This is a genomic window from Streptomyces sp. SLBN-8D4 (assembly GCF_049739545.1).
In the GTDB taxonomy this organism is placed as follows: domain Bacteria; phylum Actinomycetota; class Actinomycetes; order Streptomycetales; family Streptomycetaceae; genus Streptomyces; species Streptomyces canus_C.
This window is the reverse complement of record NZ_JBMGQC010000001.1, coordinates 433,623-455,700: the sequence shown is the minus strand read 5'-3', so window position 1 is coordinate 455,700 and position 22,078 is coordinate 433,623. Positions and strand designations below refer to the sequence as shown.

The window sequence follows — 22,078 nt, the reverse complement described above, 5'->3', positions numbered from 1 at the left end:
CCGCCGTGCGCTGCACACGGTCGGTGTCCTGGAAAAACCGGTCTGCGTCGACACGCCCACGGACCAGCCCGGCTTGTGCTGCCGGGCTGAGGCTCAGGCGTCGATGATGACCGGGATGATGAGGGGCCTGCGGCGGTGGGTGCGGAACGCCCAGTTCGCCACGGCGCGGGCGAGGAGCTGTTCGAGCTGGCGCGCGTCCCCGACGCCTTCCTCGGCCGCGGTGGCCAGGGTCTTCTCGATGACGGGGACGACCGGCTCGAAGGTGGCATCGTCGTGGACGAAGCCGCGGGCCAGGAAGTCGGGTGCCTCGGCGAGGGCGCCGGTGTCCGCGTCGACGATCGCCACCACCGTGACCACGCCTTCCTCTGCGAGGGTGAGGCGGTCCTTGAGGGACGCCTCGGTGGCGCCGCCGACCTCCATGCCGTCCACGTAGACGTTGCCGCAGGGGACCTTGCCGGTGATGGACGCGCGGCCGTCGACGAGGTCGACGACGACGCCGTCCTCGGCGATGACGACATGGTCGGGGTCGACACCGGTGCGGATGGCGAGGTCGGCGTTGGCCCGCAGATGGCGCCATTCGCCGTGCACGGGCATGACGTTGCGCGGTTTGACGATGTTGTAGCAGTAGACGAGTTCGCCGGCGCTCGCGTGCCCGGAGACGTGCACCTTGGCGTTGCCCTTGTGGACCACGTGGGCGCCCCACCGGGTGAGTCCGTTGATCACCCGGTAGATGGCGTTCTCGTTGCCGGGGATGAGGGAGCTGGCGAGCAGGACGGTGTCGCCCTTGCCGATGCGGATCTGGTGGTCGCGGTTGGCCATCCGTGACAGCGCGGCCATCGGTTCGCCCTGAGAGCCGGTGCACACGAGAGTGATCTTGTGGTCCGGGAGCTTCTCCAGCTCCTTCGTGCTCACGACCAGACCGGACGGGACCTTCAGGTAGCCCAGGTCACGGGCGATGCCCATGTTGCGGACCATCGACCGGCCGACGAAGGCGACCTTGCGGCCGTGCTGGTGGGCGGCGTCCAGGACCTGCTGGATGCGGTGCACATGGCTGGCGAAGCTGGAGACGATGACCCGGCGTGGCGCGGTGCGCATCACCTGCTCGATCGCCGGGTTCAGCTCCCGCTCCGAGGTGGTGAAGCCGGGTACCTCGGCGTTGGTGGAGTCGGTGAGGAACAGGTCCACGCCCTCCTCGCCGAGCCGGGCGAAGGCGCGCAGGTCGGTGATGCGGTCGTCGAGGGGGAACTGGTCCATCTTGAAGTCGCCGGTGTGCAGCACCATCCCGGCGCCGGTGCGGATCGCGACCGCGAGGCTGTCCGGGATGGAGTGGTTGACCGCGACGAACTCCAGGTCGAAGGGCCCGAAGCCGCGCCGGTCGCCCTCCCGGACCCGTACCGTGCGCGGCCGGATGCCGTGTTCCTTGAGCTTGGCCTCCAGGAAGGCCAGCGTCAGCTTGGAGCCGACGACGGGAATGTCGGACCGCTCACGCAGCAGGTACGGCACACCGCCGATGTGATCCTCGTGGCCGTGGGTCAGTACCACGGCCACGATGTCGTCCAGCCGGTCCCGGATCGAGGTGAAGTCCGGCAGGATCACGTCGACGCCCGGCTGGTTCTCCTCGGGGAACAGCACACCGCAGTCGACGACGAGCAGTTTGCCCGCGTACTCGAAGACGGTCATGTTGCGGCCGATCTCACCAAGGCCGCCCAGGGCGATGACCCGCAGCCCCCCTTCGGGAAGAGGCGGAGCGGCGTTCAGTTCGGGGTGCGGATGACTCATGGCTTGACGGTACCCGGAGAGCGCAACGAGATGATCCATTGCCCCGGTGATCTGACCGCCCCGGTGCGAGATACTGCCCGGATGAGTTCACGCACTTCCCCGGTCAGCCGGCCGGTCACCATACGGAGGGCCGTCGCTCGGGATGCCAAGCGGCTCACGCGGCTCGTGCGTGGCTCAGGCGCCTACCAGGGGAAATACGCGGCCGCGGTGGCGGGCTACCGGGTCGGTCCTGATTACATCGAAGCCCACCGCACCTTCGTAGCCGTGGGCGCCGACGAACATGAAGGCCGGGTGCTCGGGTTCTACTCGCTCGTCCTCGCTCCACCGGAGCTCGATCTGCTGTTCGTCGCCGACGAAGCACAAGGACGTGGGATCGGGCGGCTGCTCGTCGAACACATGCGGTCCGAGGCCCGTGCCGCCGGGCTCGACCGTGTCAAGGTCGTGTCGCACCGTCCCGCCGAGGACTTCTACCACCGCGTCGGTGCCGTACGGACCGGGACCGCGCCCGCGAACCCGCCCGCCGTGCCGTGGGACCGTCCCGAATTCGAGTTTCGCCTTCCTCCCGTGTGACACCGTGTGCCGGTTCACGTGGGTGGCGCGGGCGCCGGGTCGATGTCGGCGTGCGAGGGGTGGCGGGTGGGGTGTGATGCAGAACACGGTGAGTGTGCGCATGCGTGTTCGGCGCGTACTTCGTGTGGGTTGGGCCTGGTCAGAGCGCTACGGAGGGTGACTAGCGGCGCTTGTTGAAGGCTGCACAGTGCCTGTTCGGGGGCACGTGGGGAGGCTTTTTCAAACGGGCGTGAGTGTTCCGCCGGGCAAATCACTTAGCTAGGTCCCAGGCCCAACGGCCTTTCGGCGCGTACGAGTTGGCGCCGGGTCCCTGCTTGCCTCGATGGAGAGGATCTTTGCTCATGTCCCCTGCCGACAGGAGCCGGTCGTGAGGTACGACGACGCCCCGGAGGGCGCCTCGCCGGCGGAGCACCACGCCGGGCTCTCGCAGTCCATGTTCGTCGCCCTGGACTTGGAAGTGGACTTCGAGGCCTTTTACCTCGGTCACCACGAGGTCTTCCACGCGTACGCGGAGGTGCACTTCGGCAACCGCGAGACCGCGGAGGAGGTCATCCACGAGGTCTTCCTGGAGATTCACGCCGGCTGGTCGCAGCTGCTGAGCGCGGGCAACCTCGAACAGGGCGCGTGGGCGATCGTGCGGCGCATCGTCCACAACCGCCTCGATGCTGAGGGGCGGGGGCCGGCATTCGTCATCAACGGCCCCATCGCCCAGGCCCTCGACACGGCGCTCGTCACGGCCCGCGACAAGCTCCAGAAGATGGAGTCCGCCACCGGGCTGTACGAGGCGATAGCGGACCTGCCCGACCGGCAGTTCGAGGTGATCGTGCTGCGCTACGTGCTCGGCTACCCGACCGCCAAGGTCGCCTGGTACATCGGCATAGACGACCGGACCGTCGGCCACCACCTGCGCCGCGCCAAGGAACGCCTGCGCCTCAAGCTCGGCCTGCCCGAGACCCCGAAGAAGTCCAAGCACAAGGGAGTGGGAGCGTGAGCACCACCGTCAACGACCTTCTGGAGAGCGTCCGCCTGCCGGTCGCCCCGCGCAGCGGAGCCGACGTCGCCGCGGGGCTGCGCCGGCTGGCCGCCGACGCCTCCCGCCGCACTCCCGCCACCGAGGTCACCCGCGCCGCCCAGGCCGGACAGCGCCTCGCCGTGGTGTGCCGGTGGGTCCTCAACGAGCCCGACGCCGCCGCCCACGTCGCGAAGATCGCCGAGGGCCCGGACCGCGGGCCGCTGACCGAGGAGGAACTCGACGTCGACGGCGCCCTCGTCTACGCCTGCCTGCTGTCGCTGACCGGACACCCGGAATCCGCGCAGTTCTGGTGGCAGCTCGCCGCCGGCGCCGGCAGCCGTGCCGCCGCCTACTGCCTGCACCTGCACCACCTGTGCCTTGGTGAATCCCGGCGGGCCCGGCACTGGTTCCACCAGCTCACCCACTCCATGGCCGACACCGCCCCGCCGGACGCCGCCTTCCTCGACGGCCTGGAGATCTTCGCCCGGTACGTACGCGCCAGTGGCTCCGGAGCCCACGCGCCCACCGGCCGCCTGGAGAGCGAGATCGACCGGCTCGCCGCCCGTACTCCCCACTCCTCCGTCATCGTCGCCCGGCCCGACGGTCAACTCGTGGCCCGGCTCCAGGAGTTCAACCAAGGACGCTGATCTTCTCCCGGTACGACAACGAGCAGGGGAGTCCGTCACCGGCCACCGGTACCGAGGCCGCAGCCGGGCGGGCTCCCCGCCAGGACGCCATCCAGAAAGGGACGTAAGCCATGGACCCCAGCCTCCCTCCACCTCGCACGGGTCGGGAACGGCTCATTGCCGTCCGGGAGTGGACCGTACGACGGCGGCGGATCGCCCTCGCGCAGCTGCTGCGCGGCGCCTGTTACGGCGCCGGCACCGGAGCCGTAGGCCTGATCTTCGTGTGGGTCGAGCACCGCATGTGATCAAACAGCGGCATGATCCACGCCCGGGCGGTCGGCGCCTGGTCGGTCGCGTTCAGTCCGCGTCGGCGACGATGGAGCCGACGCGCTCGGCCAGGACCGGATCGCGGCGGACCAGGATGGTCGCGTAGCCGACGGCGACGAGCAAGGTGGCGATCGCCGCGTAGGGGAACCAGCTGTACGGCGCGGGCTGTCCGGGCTTGGCAAGGTAGTACAGCGGAACCAGGATGGCCACCGTGCCGAGCGTGGGCAGGAGAAGGTGCCGGACGACCCGGAACTCCTGCGGGCGGTACCTGCGGTAGTACAGCGGCAGGGCGATGTTGGAAGCGAGGTAGACGAGCAGGATCAGGATGGCGCCGAGCGTCGAGGACTCGGTGAAGAAGACCACCGGGTTCATCGGGCCGCCGTCCGGGCCCAGCAGGTGGCCAAGGCCCCAGCCGCCGATGATCAGCAGGGCGATGGCCGTGAAGGTGACGATCGCGTTGTTCGGAGTACGGCGGACAGGGTGGACGTAGCCGAAGAAGGCGGGCAGCAGACCCTCGCGTCCGGCGTTGAAGACCAGGCGCGCCTGGGAGTTGATGCCCGCGATCAGCACGCCGAGGGTGGAGGTCAGACCGCCGAGGTAGGCGAGGAACGCCAGCACGCCGAGGGTGTCGTGGGCCACCTCGATGAAGGGGATCCGGGTGGCCCCGAGTCGGGCCACGTCGTAGCCGAAGCCCGTCACCGTGGCGTAGGCGAAGAGGATGTAACTCACCGTCATGATCGCGATGGAGGAGAACACGGCGCGGCCGACGTTGCGCCGCGGATTCTCCGTCTCCTCGGCGAGTGCCGCCGAGTTCTCCCATCCGATGAACAGGTACACCGCCAGCGGGAAGCCGGCTGCCAGACCGTTGAAACCGCCGCTGATGTGGCTGGGCAGGAACGGGTCGACGGACAGCCGGCCGTGGTGTTCCACCAGTGCGGCGACCGAGACCACGATCAGTACCAGCATCTCCGCGCCGAAGAAGTAGCCGGCCCACTTGGTGGAGACGACCACCCCGCGCAGCATCAGTACGACGGCCAGCCCGGTGAGCAGTAGCGTCCAGATGATCCACGGCAGGTCGATGCCCGTGTAGTACTGCAGGGTGATCTGCACGAACCCGCCGGAGATCGAGATGACACCGGCCATCGCGATGATGTAGCCCAGCGCCGCCAACAGCGCCGTCGTCACCGCGCTGACCGGTCCGAACGTCTTGCCGACGAAGGTGATGAAGCTGCCCGCCGAGGGGTGTGCCCGGGAGAACTCGGCGAGCGTGTTGCCGAGGAGCGCCACCGCGACACCCGCGGCCGCGATGGTCAGGGGCGAGGCGACGCCCGCGGTGGTGGCCAGGAAGGCGAAACCGAAGAAGAAGCTCATGGCCGGGCCGACGTTGGCCATCGTGGCGGCGGCGATGTCCGCCATGCCGAGGACGCCGCCGCGCAGTCGCTGCGGCCCGCCGACGGGGCCCGGGGGCGACAGCGGATCTGCTCCGGGGTGGGGCATGGCGGCAACTCCTCGTGCGGTGTGGCGGCGTGGTGGGTGCGCGGGCTGTCGAAGGGCGGACGGGAACGGTCCGGGCGTCAGCGGTGCCGGGAACGCTGGTGTGCCTTCACCGCCTGTACGGCCGGTTCGGTCGCACCCCGCCCGAGCTCGGTGAGCAGTTCGGCGTGACAGCGGTTGCGCGCCCGTACCGCCTCGGGCAGCGGTGCGGGCAGGAGCAGGCACAGCCGGCCGAGCAGATCGGCGGCGAACTCGCGGATTCCGGCGCCGCCGAGCGCCTCCGCGAGGGCCAGGTGGAAGCGGGTCTCCAGCTCCGCCATGTGTGCTGGGTCGTCGGTTCGGTCCAGGTCCTCGACCAGTGCGCGAAGTTGGTCCAGTCGCTCGGCCGGCACCTCTCCCGAACCGTGCGCCACGAGGCCGCATTCGAGCAGAAGGTGGAAGGCGTCCAGTGACGCCGCCTCCTCCGCGTCGTGCATCAGGGCGACGACGGTGTCCCAGCCCTGCGCGACGAAGGTTCCGCCCGCCCGGCCGCGTCGGCGGTCGAGCAGGCCGTCCTGGCACATGCCCTCCAGCGCGCGGCGCACGGTGATCTCCCCGATCCCCAGTTCCTCGGCGAGGACGCCTGCGTCCGGCAGTCGGTCCCCCGGCCGAACGGACTGCAGGCGTACCCGCAGGGCGATCCGTGACCGGACGAGATCGGATCCGCTCTGGCCGCCCAGAGGCAGCGCGCGGGCGTGGCCCACGCCGATGACCGAGGTCGTGGGAGCTGAGCCCGGCTGGTTGTACGGCCCGAACTTGCCCGCTGCATTCACCACGACGTCACCCTAACGGCCTGCTGATCGCGGTCGTGGCCCCGAACGGGACGTCGTACGGCGGACCGTGGCCGGCAGCGAGGGCTCGACATCACGCGGGTCGGCAGCACGCGGGTCGGCATCCGGCGCCGGCCCCCGGTCGTGCGCCGCGTCCGAGGCGGGCTCGTACTGAGCGAGAAGGGCGGCAGGCGGTTCCCGCGACGACGTCTCGGGGTGGTGCATGGGAGCTCCCAGGGGGCGGGGCGCGGGAGGAGAGGATCGCGATGGAGGAAAAATTAGAGCAAGGTGAACAGTTAAACAAGACCTCGCCTCGGCCGGTCCGTGGGCGCCGTGCGAGGGCCGGCGTGGCAGCCCGCGCGGTACGGCGCTGAGCAGGGGATTCGCGTCTCCCCGGGCTTGTCGGTGAGGACCCGTCGGTGTCGTGCCACAGAGGGCGTTCGAGGCGTGGACCGGGAGGGGAAGCGCGGTGGGCGGGTCACCGGACCCCTTGTTTTTTTGGATCGCCCTGAACTATTTTCCTGAGCGCCACCGGCGTGACCGGTCCCACAGGACCGGGCTCGGAGGCCGCGGTCCACCATGCCCGCTTCACGACCGTGATCGCCACCCGCCCTGCCGCAGAACCCCCGATGCTCCCTCCTGCGCAAGCCAGGCGGCCACCCCGCCCGACCGCGCAGGCATCGTCCCTCGTCCCCACCTGTCCTTGGATGTCGAGATGACCACACGTCCCCCTGTTTCCGCCCCCGAGCCGGTCACCACCACCAAGAACGACCCCGATGGATCCGGCCTGCAGGCCGGCCTCAAGAACCGTCACCTGTCGATGATCGCGATCGGCGGTGTCATCGGCGCCGGGCTGTTCGTCGGTTCCGGATCCGGCATCGCCGCCGCCGGCCCCGGCATTCTCGTCTCCTACGCCCTCGTCGGCGTTCTCGTCGTCCTCGTCATGCGGATGCTCGGCGAGATGGCCGCGGCCAATCCGACCTCCGGCTCCTTCTCCGCCTACGCCGACCGTGCGCTGGGCCGCTGGGCCGGCTTCACCATCGGCTGGCTGTACTGGTTCTTCTGGGTCGTGGTGCTCGCCGTGGAAGCCACCGCCGGGGCCAAGATCCTTGCCGGATGGATCCCGGCCGTCCCGCAATGGGGCTGGGCCCTCATCGTCATGGTCGTCCTGACCGCCACCAACCTGGTCTCGGTCAGCTCCTACGGCGAGTTCGAGTTCTGGTTCGCGGGCATCAAGGTCGTCGCCATCGCCGCGTTCATCGTGGTCGGCGCGCTCGCCATCTTCGGTCTGCTGCCGGGCTCGGACCACCCGGCGTCCGGCTTCTCCAACCTGACCGCGCACGGCGGGTTCCTGCCGAACGGCCCGGGAGCGATTCTCACGGGTGTGCTGATGGTGGTCTTCTCCTTCATGGGCAGCGAGATCGTCACCCTGGCGGCCGGTGAGACCGCGAACCCGCGGGCCGCGGTCACCAAGGCCACCAACAGCGTGATCTGGCGGATCGCGGTGTTCTACCTGGGCTCGATCCTGATCGTGGTGTCACTGCTGCGCTGGGACGACCCGGCGATCCTCAAGGACGGCTCGTACGTGGCCGCACTGAGCTCCGTCGGCATCCCGCACGCCGCCCAGATCATGAACGCCATCGTGCTGACCTCCGTGCTGTCCTGCCTCAACTCCGGCCTGTACACCGCGTCCCGCATGGCCTTCTCGCTGGGCCGCCGCAGTGACGCACCGGCCGCCTTCGGAAGGACGACAGGCCGCGGAGTGCCGCAGTCGGCCATCCTGGCCTCGGTGGTCTTCGGCTTCGTCGCGGTCGCCTTCAACTACCTGTGGCCGGACACGGTCTTCCAGTTCCTGCTCAACTCGTCCGGCGCCATCGCTCTGTTCGTCTGGCTGGTGATCTGCTTCTCCCAGCTGCGGATGCGCAAGATCATCCAGCGTGAGTCGCCGGAGAAGCTGGTCGTCAGGATGTGGCTGTACCCCTACCTGACCTGGGCCACCATCGCCCTGATCACGTTCGTACTGGGCTACATGCTGACCGACACCGCCGACGGCGGTGGCCGTGACCAGGTGGTCCTGTCCACCCTGGTGGCTCTGGCCGTGGTGGCCTTCGCGGTGGCCCGGGGACGGCTGGCACGGAAGGTCCGGCAGGACGAGACCATCCCTTCGTAGCACCCCGGGCCGATCCACGGCCCCTCTCCCGCCCGCCGGTGACGCGGCTCTCCCACCGCGTCACCGGCGGGCGGGATGTCCTGCCCGAAATGCGGGGCGATCTCCGGCAAGGCGAAGTCCTCGGTGGAACGCCCCGAGGAGACGATCTCCGCGTCCGGGCTGCCACTTTCGGCCCCGCGGCTGCGGAGGACGGGCGCCGCCCGCCCTCAGTGCACCGCAGGCCATGTCGGCGATCGGAATCCGGTGCTCAGCCTGCCGTTCAAGGCTGGGCGGGCGCCAGTTCGAGCACCAGCCTCATGGCGTCATCGAGAAGAGATGTCTCGCTCTCGCTCATGGACGGGTCGGCCGCCCGCCTATTCCTGGCTTCCGTGAGGTATCCGCGGTCGGTGTTCCCCGCAGTGACCGCGGGGTCGAGGTGGGTGAGCAATGAGGCGAGTACAGCGCGGGCCGGTGCCGCCAGGGCGGTGGTGTCGACGGCGACCTGCGCCAGGATCAGGGACGACATCCCCCGGTCCAGTCCGGGTGGCCCTTCCTCGGTGTTGCACCAGTCGATCACCATGGGGCCTCCCGCTGTGAGCACCACGTTGTCCGGGTGCAGGTCGAGGTGGAGGATGCGGTGGGCCGGATCGGTGGAGGCCCGTGCGGGAACGGAGTGCAGGCGGTGCAGCAGGCCGGCGAGCGCCGATCCCGCTTCCTCGGCCGTGATCGTGCCCAGCAGCAGCGCCTGCAGCATGGTCGGGCCGTGCAGCCGCTGCATCACCAGGTCGGTTCGCGGTGTCGTGCCCTGCCTGGCGCCCGCAGGGCCCCGGACCCGTGGCACGGGGTATCCGCGCTCCGCGAGGTAGGCCAGCACGGCGGCCTCGGTGGTGGCGTCGCCGCCGTCCCGGTAGCGGCGAAGGACCCAGTGGTCATCGATGGCGAACACGTCCGCGGTGCGGCCGGAACCCAGTAACTCACCCGTCTGCATGCCCGGACCCTACTCGTCGGAAAGGCCGCCTTCTCCCTGGCGGGGTCCGGGGCCGGACTGTCTGACGAGCGTGCAGCCGAGGGACCGGGGCTGAGTCCCTTCTCGGACCGACGCCGGGAACGACAAGCTCTGAGGAGGGGGCTCCCGGAGCCCGATGTGCGCACCGTTCCCCTCGACGCGGGCGCCGCGACCGAGGCGGTAGGCCCACCGCATCGCTGAGGCGCTCGACCGCTAGGAGAGGGCTGCCGAACCGCCCGCCTCAGGGGGACGTCCGCCAGTCATCGGAAAGGTTCAACGCGTCTGCGACATACGACAGGGCGGTTCCCAGGGGGAGGCTGACGCGGGTGTGGGCGAGCTGGTCGCCTCGGGTGGGATCCCGGTTGATGATGAGGACCCGTTTGTCCGCCTGAGCCGCCTGGCGGACGAATCTGAGTCCGGACATCACCGTGAGCGAGGAACCCAGGACCAGCAGCGACGTCGCCGTACGGACCAACCGGCGGCAGTGCTCGATCCGCGCCGCGGGCACGGTCTCGCCGAAGAAGACCACGTCGGGCTTGAGGATGCCGCCGCAGTCCGCGCAGGGCAGCACGCGGAAGTCGGCGACCTGTTCGTCGGAGAGGTCGGCGTCACCGTCGGGGTTGATTCCCGCGGCCACCGGTTCGAAGGCGGCGTTGGCCTCTTCCAGTCGTACGGCGAGATCCCGGCGCGAGGTGATGGCGTCGCAGGCCAGACACCGCACTCTCCCCAGACTCCCGTGCAGTTCCACGACGCCCTCGGCGCCGGCGGCCCGGTGCAGACCGTCGACGTTCTGGGTGATCGCGCCCGAGAGCAGACCGTGCCGGGCGAACGTGGCGACGGCCCGGTGCCCGGCATTGGGGCGGGCGCGGCCGAAGGTACGCCACCCGAGATGGCTGCGTGCCCAGTACCTTCGCCGTGCCTGCGGGCCGGCGGTGAAGTCCTGGTACGTCATCGGCGTGTGCCGACTCAGGCTTCCGCCCTCGCCTCGGTAGGCGGGGATGCCCGACTCCGTGGAGATGCCCGCCCCGGTCAGCACCAGCACACCACCGGCGCTCAGCGCGTCGACCACCGGCTGGAGGTCGGTGGTGCCCGGCGGCAGGTCCGGGGGAGGGGTCCAGTGAAGTGTGGGACGGGTCCGCATGCGTGCCAGGGTACGAAACCGGCGGCGGGCCGGGAGCCGCCTCCAGGGCTATGCCGAGCCCTGGTCGAGCAGGTAGCCGATGGCTTCGACGACGTCACCGACCGTGTGGTGCGGCGTCACCAGTCCGTCGGGCCAGGGGCGGCCGGTGACCCAGATGGTGCGCAGTCCCGCATCGTGGCCACCGACGATGTCGGTCTCGGGGTTGTCGCCGGTCATCCAGTCCCCGCGAGTGAGCTGCGTCCCGCATCGCGCGGCGGCGAGCTCGAAGAGCCGCGGATCGGGTTTGCGGATGTCGACGTCGCCGGACGCGGCGATCCCGTCGATCAGATCGGAGAGGCCGGTGGCCTGGATCTTGGCCCGCTGAATGTCGCTGGCGCCGTTCGTGGCGACACCGATGCTCCAGCCGGCCTCCTTGAGACGCTCCAGGCTGTTGAGGACGGCAGGACGGCAGTGCATGGAGGCCGCCATGCGGTCGATGTAGACCCGCCACAGGTGGTCGGCGCTCTCGCTGACGGGGAAGGCGGCGCGCAACCGGTCGAAGTCACCGCGCTCGCCGTGGTCGGCCAGCTCGGTCAGCAGCCACTGCTCGATCTCGGGGCCGTAGCCGTGGTCATGGCTCAGGGAGGTGATGGCATCGGCGAAGGCACCGGTGCGGTCGACCAGGGTGCCGTCCAGATCGAAGATCGCGAGTCTCACGATGACGGACCTTACTTGGCGCGGCGAGTGACCGGTATGGGCCCGTCCTGCTCCGACCGGTGCGCCGTGAGTTGGCCGGGGTCGGACGTCAAGGGAGCGAACAACTCGTACCGCGGCAGGAGATGACCGCACGGGACATCGGCCCTGGCGCCACCGAGGCCCCGGCCAGGCCTCGCCAGGCCGGCCTCAGACGTCCAGCGGAGCGGCGGCGCGGTCGCGGGTGTCGGCGGCGGGGGTGATCAGAACGGCGGAGGCGACGAACACCAGAACCGCGACCATGGCCGTACGCAGCCCGTAGTGATCCCCCAGGAAGCCGAGGGCCGGCGGCCCGACGAGGAAGGCGACGTAGCCGATGATCGCGACCAGGGAGACGCGCGCGGTCTGGTCGGGGCCCGAATCACCGGCCGCCGACAGGGCCACCGGGAAGCCGAGAGAGGCCCCGAGACCCCAGAAGAGAACGGAGGTCGCCGCGACGGCCACGTGTTCGGAGAAGATCACGAGGACAAGCCCGAGGGCACCGGAGAGGGCGCTCGCTCGCAGAACGGTGGCGCGCCCGAAACGGACGAGGAAGAACGTCCCGCAGAAGCGCCCGAGTGTCATCGCGGCGGCGAACCCGACGTAGACGAGTGAGCCGGCTGCGGGGTCCAGGCCGTGGCCGTCCACCATGAGCAGCGGCAGCCAGTCGTTGGCCGCTCCTTCAGCCAGGGCCATGGCCAGCACGATGGCGCCGATGAGGAGCAGTTTGCGGTCCCTCCAGACCTGCGGTCCCGGTGGCTTGGCCGGGCCGGAGGTCCGAAGCCGCGTACTGAGGCCGACGCCGGCCGGCAGGGCGCGTGAGGCGTGGATCAGCATCCCTGTGGCGGCGAGTGCGATCACGGCCAGATGCCAGGGGACAGGGATCCCGGCGGCCGTGGCGGTCATTCCGGCGAGGCCTCCGACCACCGTGCCCAGGCTGAAACAGCCGTGCAGGGTGGGAAGAACCGGTGTCCCGGTGATGCGCTCGACGTCGGCGCCGTCCACGTTGACCGCTACTTCGCCCGACCCCATGCCCGCGCCGAAGAGGAAGAGCCCGGTCGTCACCAGGGGAGCGGACGAAGCGGCGCTGCCCGCGCCGATGACGATCGTGGCCGAGACGATCAGGGAGGTGCCGAGAACGATCACCGGCCGGGTGCCGAGGCGTTCCACGAAGCGGCCGGAACACAGGATGCCGATCATGGATCCCACGGAGAGGCCGAACAGGATCAGCCCCATCTCCGCGGTGGACACCTCCAGTTGGTCCCGCACGTCGGGGGTGCGCGTGACCCAGGAGGACATGGCGATACCCGGGAGGAAGAAGAACAGGTACAGGGCTTGGCGGCGCCGACGCACGGCGGGGTCTGTCAAGAGGAGGCTCCGCGGGGCTCGGAAGAATGGGCGGGCAGGCGGCGGGCCCCGCATCCATCGGGTATGTACAAATGTACATAATCGCCGGGCGTGGGAGAAGGCGAGGAGGCGCCCTCAGACGATCTCAGGAGTAACCGCGGCTCTCGACTCCTTGGCGCCCAGGCAAGCGGGTGGCGAGTTCGCCGGCGATCTTCCAGTGCGTGGTCGCTCGTCTGCCGTCCAAAAGGCCCGTCGCGCCCAGGACGAAGGCGCCGGAGCACACGGATGCGACGCGGCCGGCGCGGGCTGCCAGGTTCCCGGTCGCTTCGGTCAGGTCGCGCGTGACCGGGGTCCTGGGATAGACGTCCCCGCCAGGCACCAGGAGCGTGTCGGGGTCCGGGTGCGTGGCGGCGCTGCCGTCGACGGCGATCCGCATGCCGATCGAGGAGGTGACGTCGGCACCCGTCGTCGACAGCAGGGCGATCGGCATGCGGCGCCGAGAAGGTTCGTCTCCCCGAACACCTCGGCCGGGCCCGCGATGTCCAGCAGTTTCACCGCGTCGCAGACGAGGATCGCCACGCGGTGCGGGTCGGAGCTCACGGGCCCACCCTGGGATGACCGGATTCGAGGGGTTCATGGCCGGACCGAGGCGGCGCCGCGGGCCGCGTGGTCGGCACTGTGGACACCGGGCGCACCGGGCGCAACGGGCGCACTCATCCTGCGCGTGCACGCCGCGGGCTGATCTAGACGGCGCTCGCAGGGAGTTGCCCGGCCGGTCGGCGCTCACGGGGACAGGCCATAGTCCACGGAGGCGGACTCGTCCTGGCTACCGAGACCGCTGATGCGGGGAGCGGAGCACGAGCAAGGTGATCTCGCTGGGGGCGAAGACGCGGAACGGCGGGCCCCAGAAGCCGGTGCCGCGGCTGGTGTAGAGGAGGGTGCGGGGGCCATGGTGACTTAGGCCGGCGAGGGCGGGCTGGTCGAGGCGGACCAGGTGGTGGAAAGGCCAGATCTGGCCGCCGTGGGTGTGGCCGGAGAGCTGGAGGTCGATACCGGCGGCTGCCGCCCGGTCGACGAACTTGGGCTGGTGTGCCAGGAGAAGGACGGGCAGGTCGGGGTCGGCGCCGCTCATGGCCCCGGCGAGGTGGGCGCGGTGGCCTGCCAGGCCGGAGGACTCGGCCGTGACGTCGTCGACGCCGGCGACCACGAGGGTGTCGCCTCCGCGCTCGAGCAGCAGATGGCGGTTGCGCAGCGGCTCCCAGCCCAGTTCGTCCATCAGGTCGACCCAGCCCTGGGCCTCGCTGTAGTACTCGTGGTTGCCGGTGACGTACACACGGGCCCGAGTTGCCCAAACGGTGCCGAGTGGGGCGGCCTGGGCGCGGCGGCGTTCGGCCGTGCCGTCCGCGATGTCGCCGGTGTGACAGACCAGGTCGGCTTCCAGGGCGTTCACCGTCTCGCACACCCGTGCCGACCAGCGGGCGCGATCGAGCGGGCCGTAGTGGGTGTCGGTGATGAGGACGACACGGAGACCGTCCAACCCGGCACCCAGTCGCGGGAGTTGCACGTCCAGTTGACGGACGCGTGGCACGCGGCGGGCCTCGGCGTACCCCCAGACGAGCAGTACGGCGGTCACGCCGAGGACGGTCCAGGTGACGATGCGGGCCCGGTCCTGACTCTCGCCGACGCCGGCCACGGTCAGGGCGAGCCGCAGGAAGACGCCGAGCAGAACGGACCAGGTGAACAGAACCCAGCTGGTGCCCAGCAGGGTGTCACCGATGATCGCCGCCCGGTCCTGCTGGCGCCGACCGTGGCCGCGCATCATCGCGAGCGGCATGCCGACGAGGCCGAGGGCGAACAGGGCGGTGCCGGCCAGTGTGACGGGCAGCGGCCAGTGCTGGCCGCCGTACAGGAGCACCCAGCAGGGCACGGTCCACAGCAGAACGGGGGCGATCAGGGGGAGGTAGCGCAGCAGGCGGTTCAGTCGGCTCTGCCGCGCGGCTCGCGTTTCACCCTCGGCGGGCCGGGTGTTGCTGATGTCGGTCACGCTTGTCCTCCCTGACCGGGCTGCCGTCTCGCGCACTGTATCCGGTCGTCCTCGGGCCGGCCGGACTGGCGTTCATGGGGGCGGACCCTTGGCGCGAAGGGGCCCTGTGCGGGGCGGCAGGACTTCACCGGGGACACCTTCCTCGGCGTGAGTCGTCACCAGGGCGCTGTCTGCGGGGGCGCGGTGTTCATGCAGGCCCCACCTCTACGGGTTGACCGGCGGGTGCGCCTTGCGGCATCCGGCGCCGACGTTCGGCACATGATCCGCAACGCAGCCTCCTTCCGTGCGAAAAGGAGGCTGCACGGGCTGTCTCAGGTGCAGGGCACTCCGCTCGCCGTCGCGGTGGTCTCGGCGAAGGCGCACGTCGGTTTGACGTTGAAGGCCTCGATCCGCGGCATACCCGCCGTCCGTTCCAGACGAGGACCGCGTCGGCGCCGCCCGCTCAGACTCCGCGCTGACAACGGCTACCGGCGAGTGGCCGGCCTTCCCGTCCTTCCGACCTGCGATGAGAAGCGCTCAAGACTGAGGTCGGGCAGCGGGAGACCGTCGTGTCTCCCGCTGCTCAAGGTGATCAACCGTCGGGCTGGGCGCGATGGATCAGGTCCGGGTCACCGGTGCCTGCAGCTCTGTCACCCAGTCGTCCCGGTTCTCGGGGCACTCCAGGTTGATCTCACGCGGATATCCGGTCGACTGGTAGCCGTTGGCGTCGATCCAGCGGGCCAGAGTCTGGGCCGTAGGGAGCACGGTGTCCATCGAGCCGCGGTGCACGATGGTCGCCGCCCGGTCGAGGGGCGGCAGGTCGAGGATGCGGAAGGGGCCGTCCTGGAGAGGGGCACCGACCTGGACGGCGGCGTGCACGCTGATCTTGCCGCCGCCCTCCGGGGCGTCCTCGTAGTAGGCCACACCGGGCCCCGTGGGGGTGACTCCCGCCGAGCCCAAGCGCTGGAACAGTTCGTCGTAGAGCGGCCCGATGACCGGGCCGATGTCCTCGGGCTCGTAACTCGCGGCAGTTGCGGTCAGCTCCGCCACCCTGACGGCGGGGACGCTCTTGATCACAACGTCGTTCGTGGGCATGTGACCCTCGCTCTCGATCGCTCGGAGCCTCGCCTCGACCTGGACCAGCCTTGCGCCTGCGGCGGCCATGGCGGTCTCCAGTTCAGCCCGCCGCAGCCGCAGCATGCCGCGCAGTTCCTTCGCGCTGACCTTCTCCTCCACGATGTCTCGGACCTGCTGGAGGGTGAATCCGAGGTCTTTGAGCGCGATGATCCGGTTGAGGCGGGCGAGCTGGGCGGCGCTGTAGTAGCGGTAGCCACTGGCTGGGTCGACGTGGGCCGGACGCAGCAGGCCGGTCGCGTCGTAGTGACGCAGCATCCGGACCGAGACGCGGCCGTGCCGGGCGAAGTCTCCGATGGTGAACATGATGTCTCCAAGCTGATCGCCTGACACGGTGTGAGGGTCAAGAAGCCACTCGGGTCGCACTACGCGCCGCATGGATGGGTCTGCGCATGCGGTCGAGCAACTCAGGGGAGATCCAGGCCTGTTGGGCGGCCGTCAGTCAGCGGTCAGCTGCGCGCAGCAGCGCGGCTATGCCTACCTGGGCCTCGACGAAGTACTGGTAGATGTCCGCTCCGTTTTCACCCTGCTGCCATGGGGGTGCCGCCTCCATGGACAGATGCATACGAATCGCCGCGCCGTCCCCGCTTCGATCTACGAGGCTGAAGGCCAGGACAAGCCCAGACGCCCTCTGGAGTCGTCACCGAGCACCTGTTACCAGCCAGTTGTCATCGTACGGGTCGCCGCGGACCGCGGAGAACTGATTCCGCAACGGCCAGAGCTCCACACTGCCCGCGTGATCACCCAAGAGCACTGCCAAAGCGTGTCACGGACCTTCTCCATGCTGCACAGGCCCTCGCGACACGTCAGCTCGACCCCAGCCTTGACCAGGAGTGCCTGAGCTCGACCGGATCGGGTGGAGGCACCCCGCAGAGTCGCCCGCTGCCACCGTCACTGCCGCTGCCACCGAGGGCTTGCCTGGCCCCGCGGACTCGTCACCTTTGCGCCGCAGTGCCGTAGGCCCCTACTGCCGCACCGAAGCGGCGCCGAAGCCGGACACCCCGAACGCCCGAACGCCCGACCGCCATGAGTACGCGAGGGAGCTACACGCCAGGCTGCCGGGCCTGTCACGCCCCCGCGCCTCACACCTCCCGTGGAGGCCGGAATCGAATCGGTTCCGCGCAAGCGCTTCGACGGGATGCTACGACCGGCGGAACATGGGGTCAATGGCGTGCCGCACAGCGAAGGCGGTGCCCGCGCACGGGGTGAAGGACCAGCGCATCAGCCGATTCGGTGCGCGCTGACTCCTCGTCAGCCATATTCGACGGCCGCCTTCCTGCTCAGCGGCGTTGCAGGGGTGCGCCCGAGTGAGCGGGGCCCGGCCGTCGACCGGACCCCCGCGACCCGCCGCGCCGCCCCGCCGACAGCGCGCACCACCGCTCGTCCACCCTCACGCCGAACCTGCCTGAGCGGCCCGGTGGAAGGGAATCCGGGAAGATCGGCGATCGAACCGATTCCGCGCACGAGTCGGACGGAGGATGTCCGGACCCTTGACAGCCCTACGGAATCGGGAGCACCGTCTCCCCCCGAAACCTCTCTGCAATCCCACTGCAAGAACGGCACCTTCAAGCGCTGCCGCATGTGTCAGCGCTCCCAGCACAGAACCCGACTGGATCCGCCGGCACGGTAGGGAGATCGGATGGGAACGACAGGTACCACAGGGACCGAACGCCACGTGCTGTTCGGGCGCGGTGGCGTCCAACGACTGCTCGCTGCGATACGGCGCCGCGGAAGGCCGGAAAATGGGCCGGACCAGGCATCTGTCCGTTCGTGGGAGCGCTCCCGCACCTCTCGGCCGAAAACATTCGCCCGGGCGGGGGCCGCGGCCGTGCTCGCCGTCGGCGCGCTGGCCGGTGCCACGGCCACGACCGGGACGGCCCGGGCCGCCACCTCCGGACCGTGTGATCTCTACGCGGTCGGCGGAACGCCCTGTGTGGCGGCCCACAGCACGACGCGCGCGCTGTACGCCGCGTACAACGGGCCGCTCTACCAGGTCAGGCGCGCCTCGGACAACACCACCCGCGACGTCGGCGTCCTGAGTGCGGGCGGGTACGCCGACGCCGCCGCGCAGGACTCGTTCTGCTCGGGGACGACCTGTCTGATCTCGATCATCTACGACCAGTCAGGTCGCGGGAACAACCTCACCCAGGCGCCCGGCGGCGGTGCCGCGGGTGGTCCCGACAACCTCGCGAACGCGACGGCCGCGCCCACCACGGTGGGCGGTCACAAGGCCTACGGCGTCTTCGTGGCACCCGGTACGGGATACCGCAACAACCACACCAACGGCATCGCGACCGGGGACAACCCCGAGGGCATGTACGCGATCTTCGACGGCACGCACTACAACGGCGGCTGCTGCTTCGACTACGGCAACGCCGAGACGGACAGCAACGACGACGGCAACGGCACCATGGAGGCCATCTACTTCGGCAACATCAAGGTCTGGGGCTACGGTGCGGGCAACGGCCCCTGGATCATGGCCGATCTGGAGAACGGCCTGTTCTCCGGGGTGAACCAGCACTACAACGCGAACGACCCGACCATCAACTACCGGTACACGACCGCCATCGTCAAAGGCGGCCCGAACCACTGGGCGATCCGCGGTGGCAACGCGCAGTCGGGCAGCCTGTCCACGTTCTACGACGGTCCGCGCCCCAACGTCGCGGGCTACAATCCGATGCGGAAGCAGGGCGCCATCATCCTGGGCATCGGTGGTGACAACAGCAAGGGCGCCCAAGGCACCTTCTACGAGGGCGTGATGACCTCCGGCTACCCGTCGGACGCCACCGAGAACGCGGTTCAGGCCAACATCACCGCGGCCGGATACAGCAATGCGACCGGCGGCACGGGCACCGGCGCGCTGCACGCGGTGGGTGCGGGCAAGTGCCTGGACGTGCCGAACTCGTCCACCACGGCCGGCACGCAGCTGCAGATCTGGGACTGCAGCGGTGGCGCCAACCAGAGCTGGACGCGCACCTCCTCCAACCAGTTGACCGTATACAGCGGCAGCAGCCAGCTGTGCCTGGACGCGTACAACAACCAGACCACCGCCGGCACCAAGGTGGTGACCTGGCCGTGCAACGGCGGCGCCAACCAGCAGTGGCAGCTGAACTCCGACGGCACCGTCACCGGCATCCAGTCCGGCCTCTGCCTCGACGTCACCGGCGCCTCCACGGCCAACGGTGCCCTGGCCGAACTGTGGACCTGCAACGGCGGTTCCAACCAGCGATGGAACCTCAGCTGAGGGGAACGGCTCCAGCCCGTGGCCGGGTTCACCGCCGGCCACGGGCCTTCACCGACCCGACGTCCATGACCGGCTCCCCTGGCCCCGCCCGGAGGGTGCAGGTCATGCAGACGGACCCCGGCGGCCCCAGCAGCCCCGGCGGCCGAACGACCACTGGGCCCCACACCAGGCGCCACCGCCCCCACTGGAGGATGACGATGTCCGGAGCCAGAGCGCTCCGCGGCCTCTGGGCCGCCCCCGTAGCTCTGTTCGCCTTACTCGCCGGGAGCCTGCCCATGGCCGGGGCCGCGTTCGCCGTACCGGCCGAGCGCCAGGCAGCGGCCGCCGACCTGTACGTGTCCCCGGACGCGGCTCCCGGCGGGAACGGCACCGCCGAGCAGCCGTTCGCGACGATCGACCAGGCGCGGCAGCCCGCGCACCGGCTCTCGGCGGATTCGGACGTCGTGGTCCACCTGGCCGGTGGCACCTACCGGCAGTCCAAGCCGCTGACCTTCGGCTCCGGCGACGGCGGCCAGAACGGCCACACGATCACCTACCAGGCCGTCTCCGGGCAGCAGCCGGTCGTGAGCGGCGCTCAGCAGATATCTGGTTGGCAGGTGCATGATCAGAGCAGCAACATCTGGTCGGCCCACGTCGGCACCGGCGTGAACACGCGGCAGTTGTACGTGAACGGCAAGCAGGCACCGCGCGCGGCGATCCAGGTGCCCCGCTCCGGCTTCACCTTCACCCAGACCGGCCTGACCGTCACCGACTCCTCCCTCGACTACCTGGCCGGCCTCTCGGACCAGAGCCACATGGAGGTCGAGAGCCTCAACTCCTTCACCGACCGCTACGCGCCGGTCCAGTCGATCAGCGGCAGGACCATCACCATGCAGCAGCCCGCCTGGAACAACAACTCCTGGGGCTACGACACCATCAACTCGCCGTTCGCCGGCGGGACCATGTACCTGGAGAACAACTACGCGTTCCTCAAGCAGGCCGGGCAGTGGTACCTCGACTCGTCCACCGGCGACCTCTACTACCGCGCCCAGGCGGGACAGAACCCGAACAGCCTCGACGTGGAACTGCCCCGGCTGCAGAGCCTGTTGGGCATCAGCGGCAGCTACGGCTCGCCAGCGACCGGCCTGGGATTCACCGGCATACGGTTCACCGGGACCTCCTGGCTCGGCCCGAGCGGACCCGACGGGTACGCGGACCAGCAGAGCGGCGCGCACATCACCGGCGCCTACGCGATGCCCGCCAACTGGCTGAGCACCTGCAAGTCGGGCTGCACACAGTTCGAGGCCACCCGGAACCACTGGGAGCAGATGCCCGCGGCCGTCCAGGTCTCCGCCGCCACCGGCATCACCTTCTCGGGCAACACGTTCTCCGAACTCGGGCAGGCCGGACTTGGCGTGGGCAACGACGGTGTCGCCACGGCCTCCGGCACCGGACTCGGCGCGAACGGTGTGACCATCACCGGCAACACGTTCACCGACATCGCCGGCAGCGGCATCCAGGTCGGGGGCATCCAGCCGGACGCTCACCACCCCGCCAACCCCCAGATGACCAACCAGAACATCACCATCAGCAACAACAAGGTCAGCGGGGTGGGCACCGACTACAAGGAGACCGCGGGAATCCTGTCCACCTACGTCACCAACGCGACGATCACCCACAACCAGTGCGACCACCTGCCCTACGACGGGATCGACATCGGCTGGGGCTGGGGGATGAACGACCCGGGCGGCAGCCAGGACTACGCCAACCGGGGCACGTACAACTACCAGCCGGTCTACAGCACCCCCACGACGCTGAAGAACAACACCGTCTCCCACAACCTGGTCTTCGACACCAAGAACGCGATGTTCGACGGCGGCAGCATCTACAGCCTGTCCGCGGCCCCCGGCTCGGTGATCTCCGACAACTACATGTACGACAACAACCGCACCACGGCGCTGTACCTGGACGAGGGCTCCCGGTACCTGAAGGTGTCCACCAACGTGGTGCAGGACGCGGGCAACTGGGCGCTCACCAACGCCAACGCGAACAACCACACCGACGACAGCACGTTCTCCGGCAACTGGTACAACGGCGGCAACACGTACGTGGCGACCGGCCCTCCGCACAACAACGTCCTCACCGGCAACGTTCTGGTCAGCGGCACCAACTGGCCTCAGGGCGCCAGAGACGTCATCCAGCAGGCGGGCATCCAGTCCTCGGGCGGCGGCGGCTTCCCCACGGGCTTCCACCAGATGGTGATCGGCAGCAACAGCCTGTGCCTGGACGTGTACGGCAACTCCACCAGCGCCGGCGCCGCGATCGACCAGTGGACCTGCAACGGGCAGGGCAACCAGCAGTTCGAGTTCGTGCCGGTCTCGGGCGGCTACGGGCAACTGCGCGCGCAGCACTCCGGACAGGTCGTGGCGGTGGCGGGCGGCTCCACCACCGCCGGTACGCCGAACATCGTTCAGCAGGCCGCGGGGGGAGCGTCCAGCGCTCTGTGGCTGCCGGTACCGCAGTCCGACGGCTCGTATTCCTTCAAGAACCAGAACAGCGGCCTCTGCCTGGACGTCTACGGCGGCGGCAGCAACCTGGGCCAGCAACTGGACCAGTGGCAGTGCAAGAACGCACCCGGCACCAACCAGGACTTCACCCCCCGCTGACCTGCTCGCGCCTCTGGAGCGCCTGCACGGACCGGCGGTTCGTTCACCCCCCACCCACTGT

General features: G+C 69.7%; 18 protein-coding genes. 7 read left to right on the top strand and 11 right to left on the bottom strand.

Annotated features, from left to right (window positions below):
* Positions 1 to 93: 93 nt before the first annotated feature.
* On the bottom strand, positions 94 to 1,779 hold the full coding sequence (locus RKD20_RS01975) for a ribonuclease J (protein WP_424876085.1): 1,686 nt from the start codon (positions 1,777 to 1,779) through the stop codon (positions 94 to 96).
* Between the two features lie 81 nt (positions 1,780 to 1,860).
* Here RKD20_RS01975 and RKD20_RS01970 point away from each other — a divergent pair, with 81 nt between their 5' ends.
* The 4 genes from RKD20_RS01970 (at position 1,861) to RKD20_RS01955 (ending at position 4,292) form a co-directional block, all read left to right on the top strand.
* Positions 1,861 to 2,349 (top strand): GNAT family N-acetyltransferase, encoded by a 489-nt coding sequence (locus RKD20_RS01970; RefSeq protein ID WP_424876084.1) that lies wholly within the window; start codon positions 1,861 to 1,863, stop codon positions 2,347 to 2,349.
* Between the two features lie 367 nt (positions 2,350 to 2,716).
* Complete coding sequence (locus tag RKD20_RS01965; protein WP_424876083.1) at positions 2,717 to 3,340, top strand: RNA polymerase sigma factor; 624 nt, start codon at positions 2,717 to 2,719, stop codon at positions 3,338 to 3,340.
* Positions 3,337 to 4,008 carry a hypothetical protein gene (locus RKD20_RS01960; RefSeq protein ID WP_424876082.1) on the top strand — a complete coding sequence of 224 codons (672 nt, stop codon included), beginning with the start codon at positions 3,337 to 3,339 and terminating at the stop codon, positions 4,006 to 4,008. The genes RKD20_RS01965 and RKD20_RS01960 overlap by 4 nt, the downstream gene beginning before the upstream one ends.
* Positions 4,009 to 4,118: 110 nt before the next feature.
* Complete coding sequence (locus tag RKD20_RS01955) at positions 4,119 to 4,292, top strand: hypothetical protein (RefSeq protein WP_424876081.1); 174 nt, start codon at positions 4,119 to 4,121, stop codon at positions 4,290 to 4,292.
* 52 nt (positions 4,293 to 4,344) lie between these two features.
* On the opposite strand, the gene RKD20_RS01950 is transcribed toward RKD20_RS01955, so the two are convergent.
* Positions 4,345 to 5,811, bottom strand: coding sequence for an APC family permease (locus tag RKD20_RS01950; RefSeq protein ID WP_424876080.1), 1,467 nt, complete (start codon positions 5,809 to 5,811; stop codon positions 4,345 to 4,347).
* Positions 5,812 to 5,888: 77 nt separating this feature from the next.
* Complete coding sequence (locus tag RKD20_RS01945) at positions 5,889 to 6,623, bottom strand: FadR/GntR family transcriptional regulator (protein ID WP_424876079.1); 735 nt, start codon at positions 6,621 to 6,623, stop codon at positions 5,889 to 5,891.
* A gap of 709 nt (positions 6,624 to 7,332) precedes the next feature.
* On the opposite strand from RKD20_RS01945, the gene RKD20_RS01940 reads away from it, so the two are divergent.
* Positions 7,333 to 8,787, top strand: coding sequence for an amino acid permease (locus RKD20_RS01940; RefSeq protein WP_424876078.1), 1,455 nt, complete (start codon positions 7,333 to 7,335; stop codon positions 8,785 to 8,787).
* A 259-nt stretch (positions 8,788 to 9,046) separates the two neighbouring features.
* Here the strand turns inward: RKD20_RS01940 and RKD20_RS01935 are convergent, their stop codons facing one another.
* From RKD20_RS01935 to RKD20_RS01900, 8 genes are all read right to left on the bottom strand, one after another.
* Positions 9,047 to 9,754 carry a phosphotransferase gene (locus RKD20_RS01935; protein ID WP_424876077.1) on the bottom strand — a complete coding sequence of 236 codons (708 nt, stop codon included), beginning with the start codon at positions 9,752 to 9,754 and terminating at the stop codon, positions 9,047 to 9,049.
* A 259-nt stretch (positions 9,755 to 10,013) separates the two neighbouring features.
* Complete coding sequence (locus tag RKD20_RS01930) at positions 10,014 to 10,913, bottom strand: NAD-dependent protein deacetylase (protein WP_424876076.1); 900 nt, start codon at positions 10,911 to 10,913, stop codon at positions 10,014 to 10,016.
* A 48-nt stretch (positions 10,914 to 10,961) separates the two neighbouring features.
* Positions 10,962 to 11,609 (bottom strand): HAD family hydrolase, encoded by a 648-nt coding sequence (locus RKD20_RS01925; RefSeq protein WP_424876075.1) that lies wholly within the window; start codon positions 11,607 to 11,609, stop codon positions 10,962 to 10,964.
* Between the two features lie 186 nt (positions 11,610 to 11,795).
* Positions 11,796 to 12,992 (bottom strand): MFS transporter, encoded by a 1,197-nt coding sequence (locus tag RKD20_RS01920; protein WP_424876074.1) that lies wholly within the window; start codon positions 12,990 to 12,992, stop codon positions 11,796 to 11,798.
* 124 nt (positions 12,993 to 13,116) lie between these two features.
* Positions 13,117 to 13,461: a DJ-1/PfpI family protein gene (locus tag RKD20_RS01915; protein ID WP_424876073.1), complete on the bottom strand. Its 345-nt coding sequence runs from the start codon at positions 13,459 to 13,461 to the stop codon at positions 13,117 to 13,119.
* Between the two features lie 336 nt (positions 13,462 to 13,797).
* On the bottom strand, positions 13,798 to 15,015 hold the full coding sequence (locus RKD20_RS01910; protein ID WP_424876072.1) for a metallophosphoesterase: 1,218 nt from the start codon (positions 15,013 to 15,015) through the stop codon (positions 13,798 to 13,800).
* Positions 15,016 to 15,612: 597 nt separating this feature from the next.
* Entirely contained in the window at positions 15,613 to 16,434 is an 822-nt protein-coding gene (locus RKD20_RS01905) for a MerR family transcriptional regulator (protein ID WP_424876071.1), read from the bottom strand.
* A gap of 136 nt (positions 16,435 to 16,570) precedes the next feature.
* Positions 16,571 to 16,693, bottom strand: coding sequence for a hypothetical protein (locus tag RKD20_RS01900; RefSeq protein ID WP_424876070.1), 123 nt, complete (start codon positions 16,691 to 16,693; stop codon positions 16,571 to 16,573).
* Between the two features lie 1,263 nt (positions 16,694 to 17,956).
* Here RKD20_RS01900 and RKD20_RS01895 point away from each other — a divergent pair.
* Together RKD20_RS01895 and RKD20_RS01890 are read left to right on the top strand one after the other, a co-directional pair.
* On the top strand, positions 17,957 to 19,372 hold the full coding sequence (locus tag RKD20_RS01895; protein ID WP_424876069.1) for an arabinofuranosidase catalytic domain-containing protein: 1,416 nt from the start codon (positions 17,957 to 17,959) through the stop codon (positions 19,370 to 19,372).
* A 197-nt stretch (positions 19,373 to 19,569) separates the two neighbouring features.
* Complete coding sequence (locus RKD20_RS01890; RefSeq protein WP_424876068.1) at positions 19,570 to 22,017, top strand: RICIN domain-containing protein; 2,448 nt, start codon at positions 19,570 to 19,572, stop codon at positions 22,015 to 22,017.
* Positions 22,018 to 22,078 lie beyond the last annotated feature (61 nt).

Bases quoted from the DNA above. Each gene is read 5' to 3' on its own strand.
- RKD20_RS01975 (WP_424876085.1), bottom strand. From the start codon at position 1,779: ATGAGTCATCCGCACCCCGAACTGAACGCCGCTCCGCCTCTTCCCGAA.
- RKD20_RS01970 (WP_424876084.1), top strand. From the start codon at position 1,861: ATGAGTTCACGCACTTCCCCGGTCAGCCGGCCGGTCACCATACGGAGG.
- RKD20_RS01955 (WP_424876081.1), top strand. From the start codon at position 4,119: ATGGACCCCAGCCTCCCTCCACCTCGCACGGGTCGGGAACGGCTCATT.
- RKD20_RS01950 (WP_424876080.1), bottom strand. From the start codon at position 5,811: ATGCCCCACCCCGGAGCAGATCCGCTGTCGCCCCCGGGCCCCGTCGGC.
- RKD20_RS01940 (WP_424876078.1), top strand. From the start codon at position 7,333: ATGACCACACGTCCCCCTGTTTCCGCCCCCGAGCCGGTCACCACCACC.
- RKD20_RS01935 (WP_424876077.1), bottom strand. From the start codon at position 9,754: ATGCAGACGGGTGAGTTACTGGGTTCCGGCCGCACCGCGGACGTGTTC.
- RKD20_RS01930 (WP_424876076.1), bottom strand. From the start codon at position 10,913: ATGCGGACCCGTCCCACACTTCACTGGACCCCTCCCCCGGACCTGCCG.
- RKD20_RS01915 (WP_424876073.1), bottom strand. From the start codon at position 13,461: ATGCCGATCGCCCTGCTGTCGACGACGGGTGCCGACGTCACCTCCTCG.
- RKD20_RS01905 (WP_424876071.1), bottom strand. From the start codon at position 16,434: ATGTTCACCATCGGAGACTTCGCCCGGCACGGCCGCGTCTCGGTCCGG.
- RKD20_RS01900 (WP_424876070.1), bottom strand. From the start codon at position 16,693: ATGCATCTGTCCATGGAGGCGGCACCCCCATGGCAGCAGGGTGAAAAC.
- RKD20_RS01890 (WP_424876068.1), top strand. From the start codon at position 19,570: ATGTCCGGAGCCAGAGCGCTCCGCGGCCTCTGGGCCGCCCCCGTAGCT.